24 protein-coding genes are annotated in these 26,244 nt (G+C 66.2%); 13 read left to right on the plus strand and 11 right to left on the minus strand.

The genetic code is table 11. From position 1 onward, the window contains the following. Positions 1-32: 32 nt before the first annotated feature. Complete coding sequence (locus AC1DQR_RS01820) at positions 33-806, plus strand: TraB/GumN family protein (protein WP_416052516.1); 774 nt, start codon at positions 33-35, stop codon at positions 804-806. 9 nt (positions 807-815) lie between these two features. Here AC1DQR_RS01820 and AC1DQR_RS01825 read toward each other — a convergent pair whose 3' ends face one another. Beyond that, positions 816-1,673, minus strand: coding sequence for an arylamine N-acetyltransferase family protein (locus AC1DQR_RS01825; RefSeq protein ID WP_416052517.1), 858 nt, complete (start codon positions 1,671-1,673; stop codon positions 816-818). Between the two features lie 62 nt (positions 1,674-1,735). Continuing rightward, entirely contained in the window at positions 1,736-2,446 is a 711-nt protein-coding gene (locus AC1DQR_RS01830; RefSeq protein ID WP_416052518.1) for a Crp/Fnr family transcriptional regulator, read from the minus strand. Positions 2,447-2,606: 160 nt separating this feature from the next. Here AC1DQR_RS01830 and AC1DQR_RS01835 point away from each other — a divergent pair, with 160 nt between their 5' ends. Then, positions 2,607-3,104: an Mpo1 family 2-hydroxy fatty acid dioxygenase gene (locus tag AC1DQR_RS01835; RefSeq protein WP_309409184.1), complete on the plus strand. Its 498-nt coding sequence runs from the start codon at positions 2,607-2,609 to the stop codon at positions 3,102-3,104. Positions 3,105-3,123: 19 nt separating this feature from the next. On the opposite strand, the gene AC1DQR_RS01840 is transcribed toward AC1DQR_RS01835, so the two are convergent. Next, positions 3,124-4,023 carry a LysR substrate-binding domain-containing protein gene (locus AC1DQR_RS01840; RefSeq protein ID WP_416052519.1) on the minus strand — a complete coding sequence of 300 codons (900 nt, stop codon included), beginning with the start codon at positions 4,021-4,023 and terminating at the stop codon, positions 3,124-3,126. Between the two features lie 134 nt (positions 4,024-4,157). Here AC1DQR_RS01840 and AC1DQR_RS01845 point away from each other — a divergent pair, with 134 nt between their 5' ends. After that, a complete protein-coding gene (locus tag AC1DQR_RS01845; protein ID WP_416052520.1) occupies positions 4,158-5,177 on the plus strand; it encodes a DUF1338 domain-containing protein in 1,020 nt (339 codons plus the stop codon). Positions 5,178-5,237: 60 nt separating this feature from the next. Here the strand turns inward: AC1DQR_RS01845 and AC1DQR_RS01850 are convergent, their stop codons facing one another. From AC1DQR_RS01850 to AC1DQR_RS01860, 3 genes are read right to left on the minus strand one after another with little or no spacing between them, the layout of a single operon-like run. Then, positions 5,238-6,566: a sensor histidine kinase gene (locus AC1DQR_RS01850; protein WP_477132407.1), complete on the minus strand. Its 1,329-nt coding sequence runs from the start codon at positions 6,564-6,566 to the stop codon at positions 5,238-5,240. Positions 6,567-6,569: 3 nt separating this feature from the next. Next, positions 6,570-7,271 (minus strand): response regulator, encoded by a 702-nt coding sequence (locus tag AC1DQR_RS01855; protein ID WP_477132408.1) that lies wholly within the window; start codon positions 7,269-7,271, stop codon positions 6,570-6,572. A 6-nt stretch (positions 7,272-7,277) separates the two neighbouring features. Beyond that, positions 7,278-7,610, minus strand: coding sequence for a PepSY domain-containing protein (locus AC1DQR_RS01860; protein ID WP_416053255.1), 333 nt, complete (start codon positions 7,608-7,610; stop codon positions 7,278-7,280). 201 nt (positions 7,611-7,811) lie between these two features. Here AC1DQR_RS01860 and AC1DQR_RS01865 point away from each other — a divergent pair, with 201 nt between their 5' ends. The 6 genes from AC1DQR_RS01865 to AC1DQR_RS01890 all read left to right on the plus strand — a co-directional run bounded on the left by AC1DQR_RS01865 (position 7,812) and on the right by AC1DQR_RS01890 (position 14,625). Next, the gene (locus AC1DQR_RS01865) at positions 7,812-8,054 is read left to right on the plus strand and encodes a hypothetical protein (protein WP_416052523.1); all 243 of its coding nucleotides are present in this window, start codon (positions 7,812-7,814) and stop codon (positions 8,052-8,054) included. 188 nt (positions 8,055-8,242) lie between these two features. Continuing rightward, entirely contained in the window at positions 8,243-9,205 is a 963-nt protein-coding gene (locus tag AC1DQR_RS01870; protein WP_416052524.1) for a cyclase family protein, read from the plus strand. Positions 9,206-9,337: 132 nt separating this feature from the next. Then, positions 9,338-11,020: a class I adenylate-forming enzyme family protein gene (locus AC1DQR_RS01875; protein ID WP_477132409.1), complete on the plus strand. Its 1,683-nt coding sequence runs from the start codon at positions 9,338-9,340 to the stop codon at positions 11,018-11,020. A 346-nt stretch (positions 11,021-11,366) separates the two neighbouring features. Then, on the plus strand, positions 11,367-11,831 hold the full coding sequence (locus tag AC1DQR_RS01880; protein WP_150984488.1) for an HU family DNA-binding protein: 465 nt from the start codon (positions 11,367-11,369) through the stop codon (positions 11,829-11,831). 177 nt (positions 11,832-12,008) lie between these two features. Further along, on the plus strand, positions 12,009-12,971 hold the full coding sequence (locus AC1DQR_RS01885) for an alpha/beta hydrolase fold domain-containing protein (RefSeq protein WP_416052526.1): 963 nt from the start codon (positions 12,009-12,011) through the stop codon (positions 12,969-12,971). A 64-nt stretch (positions 12,972-13,035) separates the two neighbouring features. Then, positions 13,036-14,625, plus strand: a complete 1,590-nt coding sequence (locus AC1DQR_RS01890; RefSeq protein WP_477132410.1) for an FMN-binding glutamate synthase family protein — start codon at positions 13,036-13,038, stop codon at positions 14,623-14,625. A gap of 9 nt (positions 14,626-14,634) precedes the next feature. Here AC1DQR_RS01890 and AC1DQR_RS01895 read toward each other — a convergent pair whose 3' ends face one another. The 4 genes from AC1DQR_RS01895 to AC1DQR_RS01910 all read right to left on the minus strand — a co-directional run bounded on the left by AC1DQR_RS01895 (position 14,635) and on the right by AC1DQR_RS01910 (position 18,974). Beyond that, positions 14,635-15,549 (minus strand): helix-turn-helix domain-containing protein, encoded by a 915-nt coding sequence (locus tag AC1DQR_RS01895; RefSeq protein ID WP_416052528.1) that lies wholly within the window; start codon positions 15,547-15,549, stop codon positions 14,635-14,637. Between the two features lie 103 nt (positions 15,550-15,652). Beyond that, positions 15,653-16,699 (minus strand): tripartite tricarboxylate transporter substrate binding protein, encoded by a 1,047-nt coding sequence (locus tag AC1DQR_RS01900; RefSeq protein ID WP_477132411.1) that lies wholly within the window; start codon positions 16,697-16,699, stop codon positions 15,653-15,655. Next, positions 16,675-17,706 carry an NADPH:quinone oxidoreductase family protein gene (locus AC1DQR_RS01905; RefSeq protein WP_416053256.1) on the minus strand — a complete coding sequence of 344 codons (1,032 nt, stop codon included), beginning with the start codon at positions 17,704-17,706 and terminating at the stop codon, positions 16,675-16,677. The genes AC1DQR_RS01900 and AC1DQR_RS01905 overlap by 25 nt, the downstream gene beginning before the upstream one ends. Continuing rightward, the gene (locus AC1DQR_RS01910) at positions 17,706-18,974 is read right to left on the minus strand and encodes a CaiB/BaiF CoA transferase family protein (RefSeq protein WP_416053257.1); all 1,269 of its coding nucleotides are present in this window, start codon (positions 18,972-18,974) and stop codon (positions 17,706-17,708) included. The genes AC1DQR_RS01905 and AC1DQR_RS01910 overlap by 1 nt, the downstream gene beginning before the upstream one ends. 100 nt (positions 18,975-19,074) lie before the next feature. Here AC1DQR_RS01910 and AC1DQR_RS01915 point away from each other — a divergent pair, with 100 nt between their 5' ends. Next, the gene (locus tag AC1DQR_RS01915; protein ID WP_477132412.1) at positions 19,075-20,037 is read left to right on the plus strand and encodes a LysR family transcriptional regulator; all 963 of its coding nucleotides are present in this window, start codon (positions 19,075-19,077) and stop codon (positions 20,035-20,037) included. A 91-nt stretch (positions 20,038-20,128) separates the two neighbouring features. On the opposite strand, the gene kdgD is transcribed toward AC1DQR_RS01915, so the two are convergent. After that, positions 20,129-21,043 (minus strand): 5-dehydro-4-deoxyglucarate dehydratase, encoded by a 915-nt coding sequence (kdgD, locus tag AC1DQR_RS01920; protein WP_006160033.1) that lies wholly within the window; start codon positions 21,041-21,043, stop codon positions 20,129-20,131. A 510-nt stretch (positions 21,044-21,553) separates the two neighbouring features. On the opposite strand from kdgD, the gene AC1DQR_RS01925 reads away from it, so the two are divergent. The 3 genes from AC1DQR_RS01925 (at position 21,554) to AC1DQR_RS01935 (ending at position 26,238) form a co-directional block, all read left to right on the plus strand. Then, positions 21,554-22,909, plus strand: coding sequence for an MFS transporter (locus AC1DQR_RS01925; RefSeq protein WP_477132413.1), 1,356 nt, complete (start codon positions 21,554-21,556; stop codon positions 22,907-22,909). 78 nt (positions 22,910-22,987) lie between these two features. After that, entirely contained in the window at positions 22,988-24,583 is a 1,596-nt protein-coding gene (garD, locus tag AC1DQR_RS01930) for a galactarate dehydratase (RefSeq protein WP_416052532.1), read from the plus strand. 272 nt (positions 24,584-24,855) lie between these two features. Continuing rightward, a complete protein-coding gene (locus tag AC1DQR_RS01935; RefSeq protein WP_416052533.1) occupies positions 24,856-26,238 on the plus strand; it encodes an FAD-binding oxidoreductase in 1,383 nt (460 codons plus the stop codon). Positions 26,239-26,244 lie beyond the last annotated feature (6 nt).

Genomic DNA, 26,244 nt, shown 5'->3' on the forward strand with positions numbered 1-26,244 from the left:
CAACAGGCCACAAAGGACGAGGAAAGCGTTTCATGCTTTGGCAAATCAAGGATACCGAGGTCTACCTGCTGGGGGCGATCCACGTGCTGGATGCGCCCTTGCCGGCACTGGTGCCGGCCGCGGAGCGCGCCTACCGCGCTTCGGCGCGGGTGGTCTTCGAGGTGGCGCTGGACCAGGCACCGGACTTCGCGCCGGCGTATTTCCCGCAAGGCGATAGTCTCAGCCGCCATCTGCAGCCGGCCACGCTTGCGCAGGTGCGGGCGCTTTGGCTGGATTTCGGGTTGCCCGGCCCGGAACTGGAGCGGCTGCGCCCCGTGTTCGCCGCGATGCATCTGCAGTTCGCGGTGGCCGCCAGGCACGGCATCCTGGCACAGCATGGTGTCGATCGGTTCTTGTGGGCGCGCGCCGCTGTCGATGGACGGGCAACGGATGCGCTGGAAGATGGCACCGAGGCGCTGCGGATGTTGCAGTGCGTGCCGCTGGCCGAGCAGGTGTCGATGCTGGCATTCTTTGCCGAGCAGCCGGAACTGGCCGCAGCGGAGCCGGCGGATATGGTGCGCTGGTGGCGGCAAGGCCAGGCCGGGCCGTTTGGCGCGCTGCTGGCGCAGCGCCGCGCACAATGGCCGGACACGCTGGCGGTCCTGGTCGACGCACGCAACCAGCAGTGGATGCCGAAAATCCAGGCGCTGGTCGCGGATCGCGTGCCAACCCTGATCGTGGCCGGTGCCCTGCACATGGTGGGCGACGCGGGGCTGCCGGCGCTGCTTGGGGCCGCCGGGCTCGAACTGCTGCCCGAACCCTGGTGAAGCGAACGCCTATCTGTTGCTGCGCGCCTTGATCAGCGCGGGCAATAGCTGGGCTAATTGCGCCTCGCTGGCAAGATCCAGCGCCAGCCCGAAGCGATCCCTCAGCGCTTGGACAATGGCAGCCGGCGTCTCCAGTTGCTGGCGCTGCACGCTGCCATCTACCGCGCGCACGGCAAAGTCGCCGTTGATCAGCGTCAGCCGGGTGTCGCCTTGCGAGCGCGCCAGGGTCAGGGCGTTGCGGAACAGGCTGTCGGGATGGGTGGAGGTGAACCAGTTGCGCGGCTCGAAATCGATCGCCTGCTGCGGCGATAGATCGAACTGGTAGAGCTTGAACCATGCGCTTGCGGTCTTGACCTCCAGGTCGTACACGTGAAAGGCCGCACCTGTCGCCTCCACGCAGGACAAGCGGTACGGGAACGACGGATCGGCTTGCTCCGCCTGCGGCAGCGCCATGGCGCGATACGGGGTAGGGCCGCCAAAGCCCACGTCCACGATATAGCTCTGATGCGCGGCCTCCACGCGCAGCAGCATGTGCGATTGCATGGTGGGCACGTCTTCCGGCACGTTCCAGCGCACCCGCGCAGCCAGCGGCGTGACCACGTAGCCAAGCGCACGCAGCGCGGCGGCAAGCAACGTGTTTTGCTCGAAGCAGTAGCCGCCGCGCGCGTTGGTGACCAGCTTGTCGAACACCGCGTCCAGGCCGATCTTGATCGGGCGCTGCAGCAACACGTCGACGTTTTCAAAGGGAATCCGCGCCAGTTGTGCCGCGATCAGGCTGTCGAGCGTGGCGAGGTCCGCCTGGCTCGGCAGCGGGTGGCCGATGCGGCTGAGATAGGCTTGCAGGCGGGTGTCATCTAGATAGGTCATGGCGATGGATGTTTGGTTTGCGCTGCCAGCGCAGGCTGAAGGGATCGGGCAGGGCGGCACTGTCAGGTCAGCGCCAGCAAGGCCGGCAGGTCGATCAACTCGATGTCGGCATAGTGCAGCCGCAACAGCCCGCGCGCTTCGAGCTCGCGCAGGGCCTGGTTGACGGTCTGGCGCGACAGCCCGAGCATCTGCCCGAGTTGTTCCTGCGGGATATGCACGGAGCGGCGCTCGAGCCCGGGCAGGTCGCCGTAGGCCTGGGCAATGGCCACCAGCCGGCGGCCGGTGCGCGCCAGCGGCGGCAGCAACTGCGCCTCTTCGACATAATGAAAGGCCTCACGCGTCTTGGCGGCGAGCAGCTTGCCGAACTCGCGCCACCATTCAGGATGCGCCGACAGCATCGCGTAGAGCTTGTCGCGCTGCAGGTGCAGCACGGTGGCCGCGCTGGTGGCATGGGCGTCGTGGGTGCGCGCCAGCCCGTCGAACAGGCAAATCTCGCCAAACCAGCTGCCCGGCCCCAGCAGGCCGATCAAGGCGGCCTTGCCGGACTCGCTGTGGGTGTCGATCTGCACCGTGCCGGCAGTCACGCCGTAGATGCCGTCAAAGGCGTTGCCGCGGGTAAACAGCATCTGGCCGGCCGCCAGCTTGCGCGTGGCCGCGTCCCGCAGCAGGGTGTCTTGCATGGCCGCCGGCAAGGCGCCAAACCAGCTCCCGCCGCGCAAGGCGCGCAGAGGATCCAGGGCCGGATCCTGCTGGCCACGGGTTGCCAGGCGCATGATGGTCTCCTTGATCGATGCTCTTGCCGACTGTCAAAAACCGGACAGACGGGCTTTTTGCTGGCTATTAATATACGGCCACAACGCGTAGCCACAGTACGCGACGACAAATACGCGGACACAAATACGCGGCTACAACGACGCCCCGGCAGGAGACCCTGTGAAGACACTGATCGACCACCTGGCTAACTACGCAGCCTATCACCGCGACGCGCGCAATGTGTTCAGCCATTTCATCGGCATTCCCATGATTGTGCTGGCCGTGACCACACTGCTGGCCCGACCGGCCATGCCGCTTGACGCCGGCCCGGCGTACCTGACGCCGGCGATGGTCGTTTATGGTCTGTCCTGCCTGTTCTATCTGCGCCTGTCGGCGGGATTCGGGCTGGCGATGACGGTGATCCTGGCTGGCTTCGTCTACGCCGGCGGCGCCATCGCTGCGCTGTCCACCGGCGCATGGCTGGCTTGGGGCATCGGCCTGTTCGTGGCGGGCTGGCTTATCCAGTTCATCGGGCACTACTACGAAGGCCGCAAGCCTGCATTTGTGGATGACCTGGCCGGGCTTCTGGTCGGGCCGCTCTTTCTGGTGGCCGAAGTGGCTTTCGCCATGGGCCTGGCGCGGGACACCCGCGAGGCCGTCAGCGCCCATGCGCATTGACCTTCGGCGCGCCCGGCAGCTAGGCGCCGTGTTCCAGCAGCCAGTCGCGCAGTTGCAAAACCTTGTCGTCGGGAGGCAGGCCGCGCCGGTGGACGAAGTAATAGGCCTTGCGATTGTCGGTCTCCGCCGGCAGCGTGGCTAGCGGCACCACCAGCCGCCCCTGCGCCAGTTCCTCGGTGATCAGAATGCGTGGAATCAGCGCCACGCCGATGCCGGCTGCGGCCGCCTGCGCCAGCATGGTGTAGAGATCATAGCGTGGGCCGCGCAAGGCCTGCGCCGGCAGTGCCGCGCCCGCTGCGGCGAGCCAGTCGCTCCATGCGCGCAAGCGGGTGTTCAGGTGCAGCAGCGGCAATTCCAGCAACTGATCCAGGTCCAGGCGCTTGCGGCGCCCGAGCAGGGCGGGGCTGCACACCGGCACCGATGGGCCTTCCTGCAGGATCCGCTCGCCCTGCGTGCCCGGCCACAGCCCTTCGCCGTAATAGATGGCCGCGTCGAACGCGGTATCACTGAGCTCGAATGCCTCGGTGCGCGCCGAGAGATGCAGCGTGAGATCGGGCAGGGCGCGTGCCAGTAGCGGCAGGCGCGGGATCAGCCACTGGCTGGCAAAGGTGGGTCCGATGGCCAACTCGATGGCGCGCCCGCGCGGGCGCTGGGCCATCACATCCAGCGTCACCTGCTCGATCTGGTCGAGCCGTTCCCGCACTTCTTCGGCATAGGTCCCGCCAGCCGGCGTCAGCACGATGCGCTTGCGGATACGGTGGAACAGCGGCACGCCAAGCCGCGCTTCCAGCCCTGCGATCTGCCTGCAAACCGCGCTCTCCGTCACCGCCAGCTCGTCCGCGGCGCGGGTAAAGCTGCCCAGGCGCGCCGCGGCCTCGAACATCTGGAGTGCCGTGAGGCTGGGTATGCCCTTGCGCATAGTGCGTTTTTGGAAGGAAGTTGGTGCGAAGTTATCAATTGTACGAACTCTGCCGCAGTCGCACAATAAGCCCCATCCGGAGGCCGTCGGCCCCCGCCATCCCCCGAAAACAAACACATTTCAGCGTATTGACCATGACGAAGCCGAATCTGCAACGCCTCCTCGAGACTGTTTGTGGCGAAACCCAGGCAGCCGAGTTGCTGCAATTGATGAATGTTTCCCCGCAACTACTGTCTTCTACTAGCGAACAGGCCAGCCGTGCCGAAGTGGCGCAGGCGCTCAATATGGTGCTGTTCGCCGGCATTCTCGAGCGCGTGCCGACCGGCATGGCTTATACCCGCGACGTGATCCAGGCGGGGGGGCAAGTGGTGTTCGACCACGGCGCGCTGCGCACGGTGAAGTGGGATTGCGGCAGCCTGCCCTCGGGCGAGATCGCGTTCACCCGTATCCTGGGCCCGCTGGGATACCGCCTCAACGGCACCTATCCGCTCGAGCGCATCGGCATGACCGGCCGCTCCTACGCGCATGCCGACCTGCCTGACGACATCGCCCAGTACTTCCTGAGCGAGCTGCATCCCGAGCGTTTCAGTGCCGATTTCCAGTCCGCCGTGTCGCGCGTGGTGTCGAAGTCCGTCGATCCGCTCGGCGACGATGCCGTCGCGCAACTGGCCCTGCTCGAGCGCGATGCGAGCCTGCCGATGGCCGAGGCGGCGCGCCTGGTGCCGCAACTGGCGGCCTGCTTTGCCCGTCAACATGCCGAGCCGGCGCTGGCCGACTATGAATTGCTGCTGAAGGAATCGGCCGAAATGGCCTGGATTTCCACCGAGGGCAATGCCTTCAACCACGCCACCGACCGCGTGGCGGATGTGCGTGCCGTGGCGGACGCGCAGCGCAGCCTGGGCCGCCCGATCAAGGACTCGGTGGAAGTATCGCGCTCCGGGCGGGTCCTGCAGACGGCATTCAAGGCCGATCCGGTGGAGCGCGGGTTTGTCGGCGCCGACGGCGTCGTGGTCAAGCGCAGCGTGCCGGGCTCGTTCTACGAGTTCATCACGCGCGATTTCGTGCCCGCGACGGAGGCAGCTGGCGGCACGTTGGATCTGTCGTTCGATGCCGGCAATGCGCAAGGCATCTTCAAGATGACGGCGGCCTGCTAACGCGGGCAATGCGGTAGCAGGAGAAAGTGAAGGGGCCGGCTCGTCCGGCTTTTTCTTTGTTTACGGCTGGCCAGCCGGCAGGCGCAGGCGAGCCAGCAATCCACCCAGTTCACTGTTGCCTAGCTCCAGCCCCCCCTCATAAAGGGCGGCCATCTCGCTGACGATGGCCAGGCCCAGTCCGCTGCCGGCAGCGGACTCATCCAGCCGCCCATAGCGTGCCGTGGCCAGTTCGCGGGCCTCGGCCTGCATGCCCGGCCCGTCGTCTTCGACCGTGACCTCAAGCATGCCGCCGCGCTCCGCGAGCTTGACGCGAACGCGCGAGCGTGCCCATTGGCAGGCGTTGTCGAGCAGGTTGCCGAGGATCTCGATCAGGTCCTGGCGGTCGCCGGCGAAGTGCCCGTCGCCATCCACCTGGATATCGATCTCGCGGCCGCTGTGCAGGCGGGTCAGCGCGCGTGCCAGTTCGCCGGCCGCGGGGCCGGCGTCGATGCGCGCCCCGTGCGTGCTCGCTGCTCCTGCCGCCCGTGCGCGCGCCAGGTGGCGGTCCACCTGCCGGCGCATGGCCTCGACCTGGCTGGCGGCGGCGCGGGCCGCCTCGCCGGGCAGGTGCTCGGCTTCGTTGGCGAGGATGGCCAGGGGCGTCTTGACGGCGTGCGCGAGGTCGGCGGCCTGGCGCCGCGAGCGCTCCAGCGCACTGGCGTTACGCGCCAGCAAGGTATTGATCTCGGTGACCAGCGGCACCACCTCGGACGGCCACGTGCCTCCCAGACGGCTCTCGCGGCGTGCCTGCAGGGTAGCGAGCGCCTGGCGCAGCCGCGCCAGCGGCGCGAGGCCGAACTTCACCTGGGCCGCCACCGCCAGCAGCAGGCCCGCGCCCAGCGCCGTGAGCGACCAGCCCAGCAGCCGGTTGAAGGCCTGGCGCGCCGCGCGCAGCTCGGTGCGATCCAGCGCCACCGACAGCATCACCGGCGTATCGGCCGACGCCAGCACGATGGGGCGCGACACCACCAGCAGCGATTGCCCGTTGGGCCCGGGCCGGATCTCGGCATGGCTGCCCGCTACATTGTTGCCCACCGTGGCGGGCATCTCGGCATCCCAGAGCGAGCGCGAGCGCAGCGTGGCGCCCGGTGCCTGCGCCTGCCAGTAGGCGCCGGAGTAGGGGAGTTCAAAGCGCGGGTCGGCCGGGGCGCGGGTCAGGGCGAGCTTGCCGTCGGCGCCCCAGTCCAGGGCGGCGGCGAGGCTGGTGAGCTGATTGTCGAGCTGGCGCACGTAGGTGTCGTTGACGTGGCGCGCGAACAGCGTGGAGAGCAGCCAGCCGGTGCCACCGAGCGCGGCGGCCAGCCAGATGGCCGCGACCCCTAGCAGGCGGATGGCTAATGACTGGCGCATGGGTCAGTTGGCTGCGTTTATGGTGGGTGCGGGGGCCTCGGGAGACGCCGGCGGGCGCAGGCGGTAGCCCTGTCCGCGCACGGTCTCGATGACGTCCACGCCGAGTTTGCGCCGCAGCCGTCCGATGAAGACTTCGATGGTGTTGCTGTCGCGGTCGAAATCCTGCGCATAGATGTGCTCGGTCAGCACGGCCTTGCTGATGATCGCGCCCGGGTGGTGCATCAGGTAATCCAGCACCTTGAACTCATGGGCGGTCAGCACCACCGCGGCGCCGTCGACGGTCGCCACGCCCGTGCGCGCGTTCAGGCGCACCGGGCCGCAGGCCAGCTCGGGCGCGGACATGCCATGGGCGCGGCGGATCAGCGCGCGGATGCGGGCCAGCAACTCCTCCATGCGAAAGGGCTTGGCGAGATAGTCGTCGGCCCCGGCATCGATGCCTTCCACCTTGTCGGTCCAGCTGTCGCGCGCGGTCAGGATCAGCACCGGCAGGTTCACCTGCGCCGCGCGCCAGCGGCGCAGCACGGAGAGCCCGTCGAGCCCCGGCAGGCCAAGGTCGAGCACCACGGCATCGTAGGGCTCTTCTGCGCCCAGGTGCCAGGCATCGATGCCGTGCGCGGCGGTATCGACCGCGTACCCCGCGCTGACCATGCTGGCGTGGATCTGAGCGGCCAGCATGGCCTCGTCTTCTACCAGGAGGATGCGCATGGGGGATCAGGGTTTCTTGCGGGCTTGTTCAAGATCGCGCCCTTTGGCCTTGAGAAGGGTGGCGGTCCTGGCGTCGTACTCGAGCTTGGCCACCGAGCCGCTTGCCAGCAGCAGCTTGACTTCGTACTGCCAGACGCCATCGTCGCGGTCGAGCTTGACGCCGATCACGTCGCCCGTGTATTGCGCCGACACCGCCTCCAGGATGCGCGTGAGCGGCAGGATCTCGCCCGACTGGACGGCGGCGCGGGCGCGGTCGGCGTCCTTGTCGGCATGGGCGGGCGCCGGGGCCGCCAGCAGCAGCGGCAAGGCGGCTAGCAGCGGCAGCAGAGCGCGAGGCAGGGATGAGGTGCGGAACGAAGGCAATGGCGTGAGCGAGCGGGGCAATACGGTTGTGAACAAGCCTTGAAGGAACGAAGCAGTCTGCCGTGCCTTGCCTGAACGCAAGCTGAATGGCGCGCTCAGCATGGGTTCAGGCAGGGATCACCACAATGGGCGCCATTGCATTGATCGTCATCGTCACAGTTTTCCAGGAGTCTGGCCATGCAAGGTGTGCGCATCTCGAATGATAGCCCTTCCGAAATCCACCGCCGCGCCACGCGCGACGGGATCGCGCTGGCCGCGGCGGTGATCGTCGTCCTGCTGGGCGTTGTGTCCCTGTTCTGGGCGCAGGTCGACGCTCGGGCCGTGCTGCATGAATGGAAGCACATGGACAGCGGCCTGTCCATGATCGTGCTCGGGGCACTGGTGCTCGGGCCGCTGCTGGCCTTCGGGCTGGACGATTGAAGCTGGCCCCTGAAACCCTCGGCGGGTTTTCCATGCCTGGACATGCGCCTGCGGCTGGTCCTACACTCGATCCACAACAAAACGCACGACCGTTCTTATTTATGTTCTCCACGCATGGTCGACCATGCGCCACGGACATGACCGGCACAGTGCGATCCCTCAGGGTCAATCCAAAAAGGAGACATGGCATGGAATCGAAGAACGTCCCGCTGGTAGCCGAGTTGTTGCGCGATGCACCGAAGAACTGGGGCAAATGGGGGCCGGATGACGAGGTCGGGTCGCTGAACTATCTCACCCCGGCCCAGGTGCTGCGCGGCGTGGCTTCCGTGCGCTCCGGCAAGACCTTCACCTTGCAGATCCAGATGGGAAACCCCGCCGGCGACCCGGTCTGGCCCGGGCGTTCGCAGGCGCGCCGCCTCAACGTGATGGACAAGGGCCATTATCTCTGCGGCAAGGGCCCGAAGTTCCCCGGCGAGGCCGAGTACGCCGACGACATGATGATCATGTACCTGCAGGGCTCGACCCAGTATGACGCCCTGGGCCATGTCTGGTACGGTGATCAGCTATGGAACGGCTACGACGCCAAATCCACCATCGGCGGCCTGGAAAAAGCCAGCATCCTGCCGATCGCGGAGCGCGGCGTGGTCGGGCGCGGCGTGCTGATCGACATGGCGCGCCACCGCGGCAAGGACGTGCTCGCCCCGGGCGAGACCTTCACTCACCTCGACTTGCTCGCCGCCGCCGAGATGCAAGGTGTGCGCATCGAGAAGCACGACATCCTGGTGATCCGCACCGGCTGGATCGGCTCCTTCTACAAGCGCGACCAGGCTGAGTTTTATCGTGAGTTCGTCGAGCCGGGCCTGACCTACAGCCCGGAACTGGTCGAGTGGTTCCATCGCATGGAGATCCCCAACCTCGTCACCGACACGATTGCCAACGAGGTGACCGTGGACCCGGTCTCAGGCGTTGCCTTGCCGCTGCACAACGCGCTGATGCGCAACCTGGGTGTCACCCTGACCGAGATCGCCCAGCTGGACCCGCTCGCCGCGGACTGCGCGGACGATCAGCAGTGGACCTTCCTGTATACGGCAGCACCGCTCAAGGTAGTGAACGGCAGCGGCGCACCGGTCAACCCGGTGGTCATCAAGTAAGCCAGGCAAAAAGCCTGCCCTCGGCGCCGTCCGGTGGAGAAGCCTCAATGGCCTCTTGCACCGTACGGCGCCAGCTTCGTTTCGACCAAGCGCTATGCTTGACACTACCCGCCGTGCCTATCGAGGTGCCTCATGACGCCCTATGAAGAGAAGCCCTGGCTCTCCAGCTACAACGCCGGCCAGCCGCACACCATCACCCCGCAATTTACCGACGCATTGTCCATTTTCCGGGCCGCCGCGGACCGCGCGCCGGCCAGTCCGGCAATTCACTACTTCGACGCCACGCTCAGCTATGCCGAGGTGGATGCGCTCTCGGACGCGCTGGCGGTAGCGCTATCATCGCGCGGCTGCACGCGTGGCGAGCGGGTTGCGCTGTACCTGCAGAACGTGCCGCAGTTTGTCATCGGGCTGGTTGCCGCGTGGAAGCTCGGCGCCATCGCGGTGCCGGTCAACCCGATGAACCGCGCACGCGGACTGCGCCTGGTGCTGGCCGACTCTGGCGCGAAAGTGCTGATCTGCCACGAATCGCTCTACGCCGATGTGGTGAGCGGCCTGTTCGACGCCGAGCGGCGCGGCCAGGGCGACGCTGCCGCGCCCCTTGCGCTGCCTGCGGTGATCACCACGTCCGAGCTGGACTTCCAGACACGTGCCGATCCGCGCCTGTTTGCCGCGACCCGGCGCCAGCCCGCCGAGGGCGTGCCCGATCTGCTGGCGCTGGTGCAAGAGTACCTGGGCCAGCGCCCAGCGCCGGTCAAGCTCGCGGCAGACGATATCGCGATGCTGGTGTACACCTCCGGCACCACCGGCGTGCCCAAGGGCGCGATGAACACCCATGGCAATGTTGCTTTCAATGCGCAGGTGTACCGCGACTGGATCGGCTTGGCGCAGGGCGGCCCGATCCTGGGCGTGGCGCCGCTGTTCCATATCACCGGACTGGTGGGCCATGTGGCTGCGGCGTTCATCTGCGCCGCGCCGCTGGTGCTGGCCTGCCGTTTCGAGCCGGGCGTGGTTCTGGAGGCCATCCGCGACCGGCGGGTCGAGTTCACCATTGGCTCGATCACGGTCTTCATCGCGCTGATGAACCATCCCGAGGCGACGCGCGCGCATTTCGCCACGCTGCGCAAGATCTACTCGGGCGGCGCACCGATCCCGCCGAGCGTGGTGGAGCAGTTCCGCGCCAAGTTTGGGCACTATATCCATAACGGCTACGGCCTGACCGAGACCAACTCGCCCACCCACGTGGTGCCGCTGGGCCGGGAGGCGCCGGTGGACCCGGCCTCCGGCACGCTGGCGATCGGCGTTCCCGCCTTCAACGTTGACTCCTTCATCGGCGACGATGCGGGCGCGCCGGTGCCGGTGGGCGAGGTCGGCGAGATCATTTCGCGCGGGCCGATGATCGTGCCGGGCTACTGGAACAAGCCGGAAGAGACGGCAAAGGCCATGGCGGGCGGCTATTTCCACACCGGCGATGTTGGCTTCATGGACGCGCAAGGCTGGTTCTACCTCGTCGACCGCAAGAAGGACATGATCGTCGCCGCCGGCTACAAGGTCTGGCCGCGCGAGGTGGAAGACGTCTTGTATACGCATCCCGCGGTGCGCGAGGCGGCCGTGGTGGGCATCCCCGACGCCTATCGCGGCGAGACGGTGAAGGCCGTGGTCAGCCTGAAACCGCAGGCGAGCGTCACGCCGGAAGCGCTGCTGGCCTGGTGCAAGGAGCGCATGGCAGCCTATAAATACCCGCGCGTGGTGGAGATCATCGACGAGTTGCCGAAGACGGTCACGGGCAAGATCCTGCGGCGAGAACTGCGCGGCTGAGGGGGCCGTGCGCGCAAGAAGGCGGCTGAAATCGTCGGTGCGCGCGCGGCATCCGGCGTGGCAAAAAAGACAAAATCACGCGTTTACCCCTTGTATATAGAGTCCGCGGACGCATCCACTGCTGCGTCCGCGCGACACAACGGCAGGCTGCGCGAGACAAAACCTCAAAAAACCCCGGGGAAAACCCCGGTTTTTACACTCGCACACACGAAAACCCCTTGACGTCCCGTTGTTTCCGCTATGATTCAGTCGATGCCGCACGCCGATAGTCGATCGACGAAGCGTCGAGCGACATCGGATGCCACATCCCGTGCGACATCATTCTGTTCAACTCATATTTATCGATATGGCGACCAAAGCGAATCCGACCGCGAAGACTGCAACCAAGACCGCTGCCAAGAAGGCACCGGCAACCAAAGCCGCTCCTGTAAAGGCTGCTGCCAAGAAGGCCGCGCCGGCCAAGAAGGCTGCTCCGGCTGCCGCGGTGACCCCGCGCCCGCTGAAGGACACCTTCAACAAGTCGAGCCTGGTCGCTCACCTGGTAGCACAGACCCAGCTGGACGCCAAGGCCGTGAAGACGGTGCTGGCCCATCTGGAAAACACCATCGTCAGCGCGCTGCACAAGAAGGGCGCCGGCGAATTCACGCTGCCCGGCCTGATGAAGGTCACGGCTCAGCAAGTACCGGCCAAGAAGAAGCGCTTTGGCAAGGACCCGTTCTCCGGTGAAGAGCGTTGGTTCCCGGCCAAGCCGGCCAGCGTCAAGGTCAAGGTACGCCCGCTGAAGAAGCTGAAGGACGCAGCTGCCGCCTGATAGGGGCCCTGTTTCCAGCTTGAAAAGGAGCCGCTAGCCGGCTCCTTTTTTGTATCCGGCGAATGTGCAGCCGTGCCCGTAGCTCCAGCTTTTCCTGCTTTCCCCGCTGTTTTGGCAGTTTCCGTAGTTCCTCAGCCGGCCGCCAATGAAGCCGGCGCACCATTCCGGGAGATCGTCATGCCTAGCATCCAGTGCCGCCTGTGGCGGCTTGCCTTGCGCCTGGTCCGGCGCAAACAGCGTTTTTCCAGCGCGCAGGCGCTGCACGAGGAAATTCGCCGCCGCCGCAAGATCGGCCGCGCGAATCCCACGGCGCGCTTGCTGGCGCGCCATGCGGTGAGCATGGAACCTGTGGCCGGCGTCGAGGTCTACACCGTGCGCCCGCGGGGCAACGACAGCGGCAGGCAAATCCTCTATCTCCATGGCGGCGGCTACGTCTTCGATATCGTCAGCCAGCATTGGGACTTTATCGGCAAGCTGGTGGACGCGCTCGGCGCCACGGTGACCGTGCCGATCTATCCGCTGGCGCCCGAGCATACCCATCGTGAGGTCTTTGCCGGACTGCTGCCGCTCTACGACCAGTTGGTCCGCGGCAATCCACCCGCCAGCCTGACCGTCATGGGCGACTCCGCCGGTGGCGGCATGGCGCTCGCGCTGACGCAGGTGGCCCGGGATACGGGACGCGCGCTGCCTGGCCGCCTGGTCTTGCTGTCGCCGTTCCTGGATGCCACCGGCAGCAATCCCGCTATCGATGTGCTCGAACCGCTTGACCCGATGTTGTCGAAGCTCGGCGGCATCGAGTGCGGGCGCGTCTATGCCGGCGGCGATCCCGTCACGCTTGCGCAGGTCAGCCCCATCTACGGCAGCCTGCGCGGTTTGCCTCCGGTGACGCTCTTCATCGGCACCCACGACGTCCTGCTGCCAGACTGCCGCGCTTATCGCGCGCTTGCGCAGGAACAGGGCTTGCCGCTGCGCTATTACGAATACGAGGGCATGTTCCACGTGTGGATGCTGTTGCCAATGCCGGAATCCAATGCTGCCTTCGCGCAGATCGTCGCCGCGGTGGAGGCCGATGAAGCCCCGCAGCGGCCGCCGGAGGCGCGCGCCGGGCAGGGCGCTGCAACCGGGTATCAGCCGATGTAGCAAGGAACGGCGATAATCGCGGGGTTGCCGGCCAGGTGCCGGCCCAAAGTAGTTAGGAGTCCCCATGCTTTCTCGTCGTTACGGCGCGGTCTGGCTGACCGCGCTTGCTTTGCTGGTCCTTGCGGCGCTTGCCACCGGTCACTGGCTTTCCCCCGCATGGCTGGCTGTGCCCGTTGTGCTGCTGCTGGTTGGCTTGCATGACATCGGCCAGTCGCGCCACTCCATCCTGCGCAACTATCCGATCTGGGGCCACCTGCGCTTCTTCTTCGAGTTCATCCGCCCGGAGATCCGCCAGTATTTCATCGAGGACGACACCAACGAGATGCCGTTCTCGCGCCAGCAGCGCAGCCTGGTTTACCAGCGTGCCAAGAACGAGGTCGACAGCCGGCCCTTCGGCACCGAGATCGATGTGCGGCTGGCGGGCCACGAGTGGATCAGCCACTCGCTTGCGCCGACCCGCATCCCCTCCGCTGACTTTCGCATTACCGTTGGCGAGGGCCGTGCGCAGCCTTACTCGCTGTCGATCTTCAACGTCTCGGCCATGAGCTTTGGCGCGTTGTCCGGCAATGCGATCCGCTCGCTCAATCGTGGCGCCAAGCTCGGCGGTTTTATCCACGATACCGGCGAAGGCTCCATCTCGCCGTATCACCGTGCCGAAGGCGGCGACCTGATCTGGGAGGTGGCCTCCGGCTACTTTGGCTGCCGCCGCCCGGACGGTGGCTTCGATCCCGACAAGTTCGCCGAGCAGGCGCGCTCGCCGCAGGTCAAGATGATCGAGGTCAAGCTCTCGCAAGGCGCCAAGCCGGGCCACGGCGGCGTGCTGCCGGCGGCCAAGGTGACGCCGGAGATTGCCGCCACGCGCGGCATCGCCATGGGCGAGGACTGCATCTCGCCGGCCACGCACAGCGAGTTCTCCACGCCGCTGGGCCTGCTGCAGTTCGTCGACCGGCTGCGCACGCTGTCCGGCGGCAAGCCGACCGGGTTCAAGCTTTGCATCGGGCACCCGTGGGAGTTCTTCGGCATCGTCAAGGCCATGCTGGAATCCGGCATCCTGCCGGACTTCATCGTGGTGGATGGTGCCGAAGGCGGCACCGGCGCGGCGCCGCTGGAGTTTGTCGACCATATCGGCGTACCGCTGCAGGAAGGGCTGCTGCTGGTGCACAACACGCTGGTGGGCGTGAACCTGCGCGACAAGATCCGCGTTGGTGCGAGTGGCAAGATCATCACCGCCTTTGACGTGGCGCGCACGCTGGCCACCGGCGCCGACTGGTGCAACTCGGCGCGCGGCTTCATGTTTGCGCTCGGGTGCGTGCAGGCGCAGAAGTGCCATACCGACCGCTGCCCCGTGGGCGTGGCCACGCAGGATCCGGTGCGCCAGCGCGCCGTCGTGGTGCCTGACAAAGCGGATCGCGTAGCCAGCTTCCACCGCCAGACGCTGCATGCGCTGCTGGAAATCCTGCAGGCAGCTGGCCTGAATCATCCGGGCGATCTCAAGCCGCACCATATCGTGCGGCGCATCTCGCCCAATGAAGTGCGGCTGATGTCCGAGCTGCTCAAGTTCCTCACGCCGGGGGACCTGATCAACGGGAATTTCCGCTACCAGCTGTACGAGAAGTACTGGCCGCTGGCGCGCTCCGACAGTTTCTCGTTGTAAAGCACTGCGCTAGCGCGCGGCTTGGGGCGCCGGCAGGCGGGCGCGCCCATGCTGCCGGAATGCACTGGGCGTCTGCCCAACATGCTTCGCAAAGAAGCGCGCGAAATACGCGGCGTCCGCAAAGCCCAGCGTTGAGGCGATCTGCTTGATGTCGAGATCGCTATAGAGCAGGTCGCGCTGCGCCTCCACGATCAGGCGCGAATGGATCAACTGCAGCGCGCTCCTGCCGGCAAGCTGCTGGCAGATCCGGTTGAGCTGGGTGGACGAGATGCCGAGCGTGCCGGCATAGCCCGCCAGATCCTGGTGGTTCCGAAAACGCGCTTCTACCAGTTGCTGGAACTGCTGAAAATGGCGTGCGGTCCTGCCTGCCGGCTGCGCACCGGTTGCACCCGCGCCGCAAGCGCGCCGGGCAATGCCCACCAGCAACAAGGACAGCAGCGCCGACAAGGCAGCACCGCGCCACAGCGATACTGTGTTCATTTCCGCACGGAACAGTTCCAGCGCCCCGGCAAGCACGGTGGCGTCATCGCGCTCGCTGCCGGCCGGGTCACCGAACGGGTCATGGTAGGGCCGCTCGAACAGCGGTAGCGCATCCGGCACGCCAGCCAGCAGCGTGTGCAGGTAGTGGTCGGTCATGGTAATGACGATGCCATCCACGTCCGGCGTGAACCGAAAACCATGGACGCAACGCGGCGGCACCGTTACCACGGTGCGTGCGCCCAAGGGGTACTCGCGGTCGTCGAGCAGCGCGCGGCCGCCGCCCTGGTGCACGTAGAGCACCTGGAAGAAGCGTTCGTGGCGGTGTGGCTTGATTTCCCAGTCGTTGACGCCGCTGCGCTCCGGGATCGACTCGAAATGCAGCTGTTCCAGCAGGGGCTCATTGGAGTTGACCCCATAGAGGGAGTAGGTCGGGACGGTTTTCATGGGACGGGGGCGGGCACCGGGGTGGCAATTGTCCCGCCGGGGGACCGGATCTGTCCATCGGTGCTGCCGCTTGCCACGGCAGCGCACCGATGGCCACCGATGGCTATTGATCCGCCTTGGCGCCCGACTTGCGCACGATCTCGGCCCACTTCTTGCCCTCTGCCGCGGTATAGCGCGCGAACTCTGCGGGGGAGGAACCTACCGGTTCGGCGCCCATGTCGGCGTACTGGCGCTGCACGTCGGGCTGGCGCAGTGCCTGCGCGGCGTGGGCCGCGAGTTTCTCCACGATCGGCGCGGGCGTGCCGCGCGGCGCCCACAAGCCGTACCAGGTGCTGATATTGAAGCCGGGCAAGCCCGACTCCGCCACCGTGGGCACGTCCGGCAGGGCACGCGCGCGCTTGAGCGTGGTGACGGCGACGGCGCGCAGCTTGCCGGCCTTGATGAACGGCATGGCCGATGGCATGGAATCGAACATCAACTGGATCTGGCCGCCCATCAGGTCGGTCAGCGCGGGCGAGCTGCCCTTGTACGGCACGTGCTGCATCGAGACATTGGCGGCGAACTTGAACGATTCGCCCGCCAGTTGCTGGGCCGACGCATTGCCGGCCGAGCCGAAGTTGATGCTGCCGCCTTTGGCCTTGGCATAGGCGATCAGGTCCTGCACAGTCTTGACCGGCGAATCGTTGTTGACCACCAGCACCAGCGGCACATCGGCCAGTTGCGTGACGGGCACAAAGTCGCGGAAGGCGTCGTAGCGCATCTTGGGATAGATGCTCGGGTTGATCACATGCAGCGAGGCATTGGCCAGGATGGTGTAGCCATCGGGCGCAGCCTTGGCGACCATTTCCGCACCGATCATCCCGCTGGCGCCTGGCTTGTTGTCGATCACCACTGTCTGGCCAAGCGTGTCGCCCATCTTGACGGCGACCACGCGCGCCAGCAGGTCGGTGGGGCCGCCCGGCGGGTAAGGCAGCACCATGCGGATCGGGCGCTGCGGGAAATCGTCGGCGGCACGGGCCGGCGACGTGCCTAAGGCAGCAAGGGCGGTGGTTGCCAACGTTGCCAGCAAGGCAAGGCGCAACGCGGACCGTCGATGCTTGGTGTGCTGTGTACTGTGTTGCGTGTTCAGGACCCTGAATCGACTTGGCATGCGTTAGTCTCCTTGATTTTTATTGCGACTTTGCCGATGACCTGCCTGGCTTCCAACGCGTCCAGCGCCTCGGCCAGCCCGTTCATCGGGTACACCTTCGACACGGTCGGTCGGATCTTTCCTTCGCTGGCCCAGCCGCACAGTGTGTTCATGACGGCCTGTAATGCGTGGGCATGCTGTGCCCGCTCGTTGGCGGGCGTCCAGCCGATGTAGCGGCCTACGAAAAATCCATGCAGCGTCAGGTTCTTTACCAGCAGCAGATTCAGCGGCGCTTGCGGGATGCGGCCGCTGGCAAAGCCGATGCTGAGAATCCGCGCGTTGGCGGCCGCGGCGCGCAGCGCCTGGTCGAACAGGTCGCCGCCTACCGGGTCCACCACCACGTCGGCACCGCGCCCCCCGCTCACGCGCTTGACGGCGGCGGCCAGGTCTTCCGGCGCGAGCGCATGTTGGGCGCCGCGCCGCAGGGCCTGTGCGCGTTTCACTTCGGTGCTGGCGCAAGCAATCACCTGCGCGCCCAGCTGGTGGGCGATTTCCACGGCAGCCAGCCCCACGCCGGCGCCGGCGCCAAGCACCAGCACCGTGTCGCCGGGCTGCACGGCGCAGCGCCACAGCAGGCCGCAGTAAGCGGTGCCGTAGGAGAGTGGGATCGGCAGGGCTTGCAGCGCGTCGAGCGTATCGGGAATGGGGTAGACGGTGTACTCGGGCAGCGTGACTTCTTCGGCAAAGCAGCCCCAGTCGGCAATGGCAACCACGCGGTCGCCAGGGCGCAGGCGGGTTACGGCGGCGCCGCAAGCCACTACGCGGCCGACCGCCTCGGTGCCCGGCACGAACGGCAGCGGCGGCTTGGTCTGATAGCGGCCTGCCACCATCAGGCCTGTGGCGTGGCTTACGCTTGCGTACTCCACGGCCAGCGTGACGGCGTGCGGATCCGCCAATGCCGGGCGCGGGATGCTGGCAAGGCGGACGTCTTGCGCTTTGCCGAAATGCTCGCAGAGCAGGGCCCGCATCATGCCCTGGCTCCCGCGGCGGCGTTGCCCGCCAGGGGGCTGGCCTGCCTGACCACGCCCATCTCCAGCCATTGCGCGAGCTTGTCCGGGGTGACGCCGTACTCACGCAGCACGGCTTCGGTGTGTTCACCGACACGCGGCGCGGCGGTGGCTGCCCGCCGCATGCCCTTGGCGGGGATGCCGGCAAACGGCAAGGCACCCAGCCCCGCCTGCTCGACCATCTGGAAGGTCCCCTGCGGCGCCGCTAGCGGGTGGTCGAGCACTTGCTGGTAGTTGCGCACCGGCGCATGAAGGATGTCATGCGCCTGCAGCGTGCCGAGCCAGTGCGCCGTGCTTTTGCCGGCAAGCACCGCCGCCACGGCGTCCTGCAGCCAGGCCGCGTGCGCCATGCGGCTGGCGTTGTCCGCAAAGCGCGCATCTTGCGCCCAGCCAGGGCGATCCAGCGCGCGGCAGAGCCTGCCGAATTGCGCGTTGTTGAGCGCCAGCAAGGTGAGGCTGCCATCGCTGGTGGCAAAGACGCCATTTGGCGCGCTCACCGGCCCGGCGGCCACAGCGCCCTGGATGGCGTATTCGAGGATATTGTTGGCCTGCAGCGCCACGCAGGCGTCGAACAGGCTCAGCTCGACATGCGCGCCGGCACCGCTGCGAAAGCGCCTGCACAAGGCAGCGGCGGCGGCCTGCGCCGCGTACAGGCCGGTGGCCGCGTCCGCCAGCAGCATGCCGATGCGTCGCGGCGAGCCGTCCGCCATGCGGTTGGTGTGCATGAGGCCGCTATCGGCCTGCATCACCGAGTCCGAGGCCGGGTGGTCGGCATAGGGGCCGTCCGCGCCGTAGCCGCTGATGGACACATAGACCAGCGCCGGATTGCGCGCGGACAGCGCTGCGTAGCCAACGCCAAGGCGCTCGGCAACCTGCGGCCGGAAGTTCTGCACCACGATATCCGCCCGCAGCGCGAGGTCGAACAACAACGCCTTGCCGGCATCGGTGGCCGCATCGATGCAGACGCCACGCTTGCCGGCGTTGTACGCGATCGACAGCGCACTGTGCTCGCCACGTACCACGCCAACATGCCGGCCCCAGTCGCCAGCCGGCGGATCGACCTTGATGACGTCGGCGCCTTGCTGCCAGAGGATATGCGCGCAGTAGGGGCCTGCGATGCCCTGGCTGATATCCAGGATGCGCAGGCCGGAGAAGGGCAGGTCGTCGACAGCTTCGGATGAAGGCGGGGTATGCGAAGGTAGCGCGGATTGCAGGTCGGTCTGGGGCATCGGCAGGGATCTGGGAGTCGTCATGTCGCGTCGGATGCCCTATGCTAGGGCGTACTCCTGGCCGTGACAATCCGCCGGCCTGTGCCACCCGTGTTGACTCATGATTGACAATAATCCCAGCTTCGACCTGAACCTGATCCGGCTGTTCGTCACGCTGGTGGAATCCAGAACGCTCACGGCCGCCGCCGCGCGCGGTGGCATGACCCGCTCCAATGTCTCGCGCCGGCTCAAGGCGCTGGAGCAGCATATGGGCGCGCAACTGATGCGGCGCACCACTCGCCATGTGGAGCTGACCGAGGCCGGGCGGCTGCTGTATGCGCACGGCGTGCGCATGCTGGATGAGCTGCAAGCGGCGGGCACTTCCATCGACAGTCTCGGCCAGACCGTGCGCGGCGATGTGCGGATCCGCCTGCCCACAGGACTCGGGCACCTGTACCTGGCGCAGGTGTTACTGGAGTTCGCCCGGCAATACCCGGCCATCTCCCTGCGCGTGCTGATCAATGACTATATCGGTGACCTGATCTCCGCCGAGGTGGATGTGGCGTTGAAGATCACCTCCCTGCCGCCGGAGGATCATGTGGCGCGCAAGATTTGCGCGGTAGGCTGGTGCCTGTGCGCATCGCCCGCGTTCCTGGCGGAGCACGGGCCGGTCAGCCGCGTGGAGGATCTTGCCCACTGCGACCTGATCGCGCCGGCGTCGCTGGGTCGGCGCTTCGATCTCAAGCTGAAGCTGGCCGGCACGCCGCTGATCCTGCGGGTCGCCCCGCGCATCCAGTCCGGCGACTATCCCTTCCTGTTCGAGTCGATGATGACAGGACTCGGCGTTGCCTTGCTGCCGCGCTACGCCGTGTGGCAGCAGATCGGGCGTGGCGAAGTGGTGGAGGTGCTCCCCGAGTACGAGCCCGAAGGCGTGGGCGACAGCATTTACATGCTGACCGCGCCGAATCGGTTTCCCACGCTGGCCACCCGCACGCTGATGGACTTCATCCGCGCGCGGCTGGAGAGCCAGGCGGGGAACTGGGGCGGGCATAAGGCGGGCGCGGAGGTTGACGCCGCGCGATAGTTTGGCGGCGTTGGCGTGACGTCATTGGCGCGAGCAGCGCAGGCCTGCGCCAGCCGCGCCTGCGGCGGTTGGCTGGGCAAGCCCGTCTGGTTTACTGCGGCCCCAGCTTCTTGATCAGCGCATCCAGCATCGCCAGTTCCTGCTCGTCCAGGTCCGTCAGCGGCGCGCGGACCGGGCCGGCGTCATGCCCGACCAGCTTGGCGCCGGCCTTGACGATGCTCACCGCGTAGCCTGCGCGGCGGTTGCGGATGTCCAGGTACGGCAGGAAGAACTCGTCGATCAGGCGGTTGGTGGTGGCGTGGTCGTCAGCGGCAATCGCGCGGTAGAAGTCCATCGCCGTCTTGGGGATGAAGTTGAACACGGCCGACGAATACACGGGCACGCCCAGCGCCTTGTAGGCCGCGGCATAGACTTCCGCGGTGGGCAGGCCGCCCAGGTAGGACAGGCGGTCGCCCAGCTTGCGGCGGATGCGGACCATACCTTCGATCTCGCCCACGCCGTCCTTGAAGCCGATCAGGTTGGGGCAGCGGTCGGCCAGGCGTTCGAGCATGTCCGCGTTGATGCGGGAATTGCCGCGGTTGTACACGATCACGCCGATGTGGACCGACTTGCAGACTTCTTCGATATGGTTGGCAATGCCGTCCTGGCAGGCTTCGGTCAGGTAGTGCGGCAACAGCAGGATGCCCTTGGCGCCCAGGCGCTGGGCTTCCTTGGCGTAGGCGATGGCCATGCGGGTCGGGCCGCCGGCGCCGGCCAGGATGGGCACCTTGCCTGCGCAGGTTTCCACTGCGGTGCGGATGACATTGGCGTAGTCGTCCGGCGTCAGCGAGAAGAACTCACCGGTGCCACCGGCGGCGAACAGGGCGGTGGCGCCGTAGGGGGCCAGCCATTCCAGGCGCTCTACATAGGTCTCGGGGCGGAAGTTGCCTTGCGCGTCGAAGTCGGTCACGGGGAAGGAAAGCAGGCCTTCCGAGACGATCTGCTTGAGTTCTTGAGGTGTGGTCATGATGGCTGGTCCTGATACCCGCAAGGGCGGTGTTGGTTCAGTGGTTCTTGTGCATGACTTTTGTCCGCACAATTTTGAGATACGTCATCGTACAACTAGAGATTTGAATGCGCAAGTACTTTTGTTTTGGCAAAGGGATTCGGCCTTCGGCCTTGCCAGCGACCGTCAATATGAAGAGACGGGGTAGGGGGTAAAGCGGTTCGCGCACGGAATGGAACGCGTAGGGCAGAATCTCATGAATTCGCCTTGAAAGCTGGCTGAAAGCTTGGAGCGTCGCATCTTCCAGTCGGCGCACCCGGACCAACCGCGCCGCTGCAACGTCTAATGCACGCCCGCCAAAGCGGTTGTCTTGGTGCTAGGGTAAACACTCAATGTTGCCGATGAAATCGGATGCCTATAATTCAAGTTATACGATGACATATCACGTAAGCGGACAAGTAGGCGAGATGGCCGCGTGCCGTACCACGTAAGGTGACGCCCATCTCCAATCCGGCTCGTGCAGGAGACACCATGAATCTCAGCAATACCATCAGCGTGGCCGGCGAGGCCACCCGTCGCAGCCATGTCCGTTACTGGATCCTGCTGATGATCTTCGTGGTGACAACGGTGAACTATGCCGACCGCGCCACGCTTTCGATTACCGGCCCGGCGATGCGCTCGGAGTTCGGCTTCGATGCCGTGCAGATGGGGTTTATCTTCTCGGCCTTCAGCTGGGCCTATGTGATGGCGCAGATCCCGGGTGGCTGGCTGCTGGACCGCTTTGGCGCGCGCCGCATCTATGCCTGCAGCATTTTCCTGTGGTCGTTCTTTACCCTGCTGCAGGGCTTTATCGGCGTATTCGCCACCGTTGGCGCGGCCGTGACCACGCTGTTCGTGCTGCGTTTTGCCGTGGGCCTGGCCGAGTCGCCGGCGTTTCCGGCCAATGCCAAGGTCGTGGCCAGCTGGTTTCCCACGGCCGAGCGCGGCACGGCCTCGGCCATCTTCAATTCCGCGCAGTATTTTGCCGCGGTGCTGTTTACGCCCCTGATGGCCTGGCTGACCCACGCGCTGGGCTGGCACCACGTCTATCTGTGGATGGGCGCGCTGGGCATGGTGCTGGCCGGCCTCTGGCTCAAGGTGGTGCGTAGCCCGGCGAGCCATCCGGGCGTGAATCGCGCCGAGCTTGACTACATCAAGCAGGGCGGCGGCATGATCGAGATGAGCGGCGACGCTGGCAGGAAGGACAAGGAAGCCTCCGGCACGCGCTGGTTCTACGTGCGCCAGCTGCTCTCCAACCGGATGTTGCTGGGCGTGTACCTGGGCCAGTACTGCATCAACGTGCTGACGTACTTCTTCCTGACGTGGTTTCCCGTGTACCTGGTGCAGGCCCGTGGCATGTCGATCCTGAAGGCGGGGTTTGTCGCGTCGCTGCCGGCGATCTGCGGATTCCTGGGCGGCGTGCTGGGCGGCGTGATTTCCGACGGGTTCCTGCGCCGCGGCTACTCGCTGACGGTGGCGCGCAAGGTGCCGATCGTCGCCGGCATGCTGCTGTCGGTCAGCATGATTGCCTGCAACTACGTGGATAGCGAGTGGCTGGTGGTGGGCTTCATGGCACTGGCCTTTTTCGGCAAGGGCATCGGTGCGCTGGGCTGGGCCGTGGTGGCGGATACGGCACCGAAGGAAGTGATTGGCCTGGCCGGCAGCATTTTTAACATGTTCGGAAATATCGCGGGCATCGTCACGCCTATCGTGATCGGATATATCCTTGGCACCACCGGTTCTTTCAATGGCGCGCTGGTCTTTGTCGGCGCCAACGCGCTGGTGACGGTGATCAGCTACCTGGTGATCGTCAAGGAAATCAAGCGCGTCGAGCTCAAGCATCCCTGAAAGCCCTGAATTGAGTGGTGCCTGCTGCGCAGGTGCCGCCCCGGCGCAGCGGCCAAGTGTTTCGCAAGGAAAAAAGACATGTCGGTGATCGATATCAAAGTAGAACAGCCAGGCGGTTCGCAGCCGGCTGCGCAGGTGCAGGGCACTGCGCTGTACATCCGCATCCACGAACTGGATAACGTGGCGATCGTCGCCAACGATGGCGGCCTGCCCGAGGGCACGGTGTTTCCCTGCGGGCTGACGCTGCGCGAGCGGGTGCCGCAGGGCCACAAGGTGGCGCTGGTGGACCTGGCGGCTGGCGATGCCGTGGTGCGCTACAACGTGGTGATCGGCTACGCGCTGCGCGACCTGCCCAAGGGCAGCTGGGTCAACGAGCGCGTGATCGAGATGCCGGTGGCGCCCGGGCTGGACAATCTGCCTGTCGGCACGCGCGTGGCGGAACCGCTGCCACCGCTGGAAGGCTATAGTTTCGAGGGCTTTCGCAACCCGGACGGCTCGGTCGGCACCCGCAACATCCTCGCCATCACCACTACCGTGCAGTGCGTGTCGGGCGTGGTGGAGCACGCGGTGCGGCGCATCAGGGCCGAGCTGCTGCCGCAGTATCCCAATGTGGACGACGTGGTGGGGCTGGAGCACACCTACGGCTGCGGCGTGGCCATCGATGCGCCGGACGCGATCGTGCCGATCCGCACGCTGCGCAATATCGCGCTGAACCCGAATTTCGGCGGCACCGCCATGATGGTGAGCCTGGGTTGCGAGAAGCTGCAGCCGGAGCGCCTGCTGCCGGCCGGCAGCTTGCCCGGCGGCCTGGATGTTGGCGTGGTGTGCCTGCAGGACGACGAGCACGTCGGCTTCGAGAGCATGATCGATTCCATCATGGCAATGGCGCATACCCACCTGGCCAAGCTGGACCAGCGCCGCCGCGAAACCTGCCCGGCCTCGGAGCTGGTGGTGGGCGTGCAGTGCGGCGGCAGCGATGCTTTTTCGGGTGTGACCGCCAATCCCGCCGTGGGGTTTGCCACCGACCTGCTGGTGCGCGCCGGCGCCACGGTGATGTTCTCGGAAGTCACGGAAGTGCGCGATGGCATCGACCAGCTCACCGCGCGCGCCGCCACGCCGGAAGTGGCGCAGGCCATGATCCGCGAGATGGACTGGTATGACCGCTACCTGGAAAAGGGCCGGGTCGACCGCAGCGCCAACACCACGCCCGGCAACAAGAAGGGCGGCCTGTCCAATATTGTCGAGAAGGCCATGGGCTCGATCGTCAAGTCGGGTAGCACGGCCATCACCGGCGTGCTCTCCCCTGGCGAAAAGCTCAAGCAAAAGGGCCTGATCTATGCGGCCACGCCTGCCAGCGACTTTATCTGCGGCACCCTGCAATTGGCCGCCGGCATGAACCTGCACGTGTTCACCACCGGTCGCGGCACGCCGTATGGCCTGGCCGAAGTGCCGGTGATCAAGGTGGCAACGCGTAGCGATCTGGCTCGCCGCTGGCACGACCTGATGGACGTGAATGCGGGCCGCATCGCCACCGGCGAGGCCACCATCGAGGATGTGGGCTGGGAGTTGTTCCGGTTGATGCTGGATGTGGCGAGCGGGCGCAAGAAGACCTGGGCCGAGCACCATAAGCTGCACAATTCGCTGGTGCTGTTCAACCCGGCGCCGGTGACCTGACCCGATAGCCCGGCCAGCGCGGCCAAGAAAATCGATGCGGCGATACGCGGCCGGGACCAGTGTCCCGGCCGCTTTACATTCGCCGGGGGCCAACCTTAAATGAGGAAGGATTCGGCCCTTCTCCTGGCTACCACGCCTGTGGCCTTCCCCCTTCAGTTCGCCATGCCATCCTCTGCCCGACATGACGCCGGAGACGGATCAAGCCTTGCTTGGTGGCGCGCGGCCAGCGCCGCGGCCGAACCCCTATCCGGGATTCCGTCGCGAGGTGCATCATGGCCGATTTGTCGAGTGAGCTGGTCAATGGGTTGAAGTCGAAACTGAGAGGCCAGGTGCTGCAACCTGGCGAGCCGGGCTATGAGCAGGCGCGGCAAGTCTGGAACGCCATGATCGACCGCCGTCCCGCGCTGATCGTCAAAAGCGCCGGCGCGGCCGATGTCATCGATACGGTCACGTTCGCGCGGGACAACGGCGTGCCGCTGTCGGTACGCGCCGGCGGTCACAACATCGGCGGCCTGGCGCTTTGCGATGACGGCGTTACGCTGGACCTGTCGGGCATGAAATCGGTGCGGATCGACCCCACCGCGCTGCGCGCCTATGTGGAGCCCGGTGCCACGCTGGGTGATTTCGACCACGAGGCGCAGGCCTTCGGGCTTGCCACGCCGCTTGGCATCAACTCCACCACCGGCGTGGCCGGACTCACCCTGGGCGGCGGCTTTGGCTGGATCAGCCGCAAGTACGGTACCACCGTGGATAACCTGGTCAGCGCCCAGGTGGTGACAGCCGATGGCAAGCTGGTGCACGCCAGCGCCACCGAGCATCCCGATCTGTTCTGGGCCATTCGCGGCGGCGGCGGCAACTTCGGCGTGGTCACCATGTTCGAGTTCGCCCTGCGGCCAGTCGGCCCGGAAATCTATGGTGGCCTGATCGTCTATCCGCTGGAGCAGGGCGTGGCCGTGTTGCAAGCCCTGCGCGACCGCCTAGACGGCATGCCCGACGAGCTGACCGTGTGGGCCGTGATGCGGCTCGCGCCGCCGCTGCCGTTCCTGCCGCCGCAGACCCATGGCAAGCCCATCGTGGCCCTGGCCATCTGCTACATCGGGCCGCCAGCCAACGGCCTGCAACTGGTCGAGCCATTGCGCCATCTTGGCACGCCCTACGGCGAGCATGTCGGGCCCATGCCGTTTACTGCGTGGCAGCAGGCGTTCGATCCTCTGCTCACGCCGGGGGCGCGCAACTACTGGAAATCGCACAACTTCGCCGGGCTGGATGATGGCCTGCTCACGTTGCTGGTGGATTACGTCAACAAGCTGCCCTCGCCGCACACCGAGATCTTCATCGGCGCCATGGGCGGCCAGACCAACCGGGTCGCGGCAGACGCCATGGCTTACCCCAATCGCGATGCCAACTACGTCATGAACGTGCACGGACGCTGGACCGAGCCGGCTGACGACGCCGCCTGCATCGCCTGGTCGCGCGAGGTGTTCCAGGCCGCGGCACCGTACGCGCTTGGCTCGGTATACGTGAATTTCCTGACACAGGAAGAGGGCGATCGCGTCGGCGCCGCGTACGGGCCGAACCATGCCCGGCTGGTCGAGGTCAAGCGGCGGTACGACCCCAACAACCTGTTCCGCCACAACCAGAACATCAAGCCCTGAGCGCCT

Source organism: Cupriavidus sp. 05L411 (assembly GCF_056398045.1).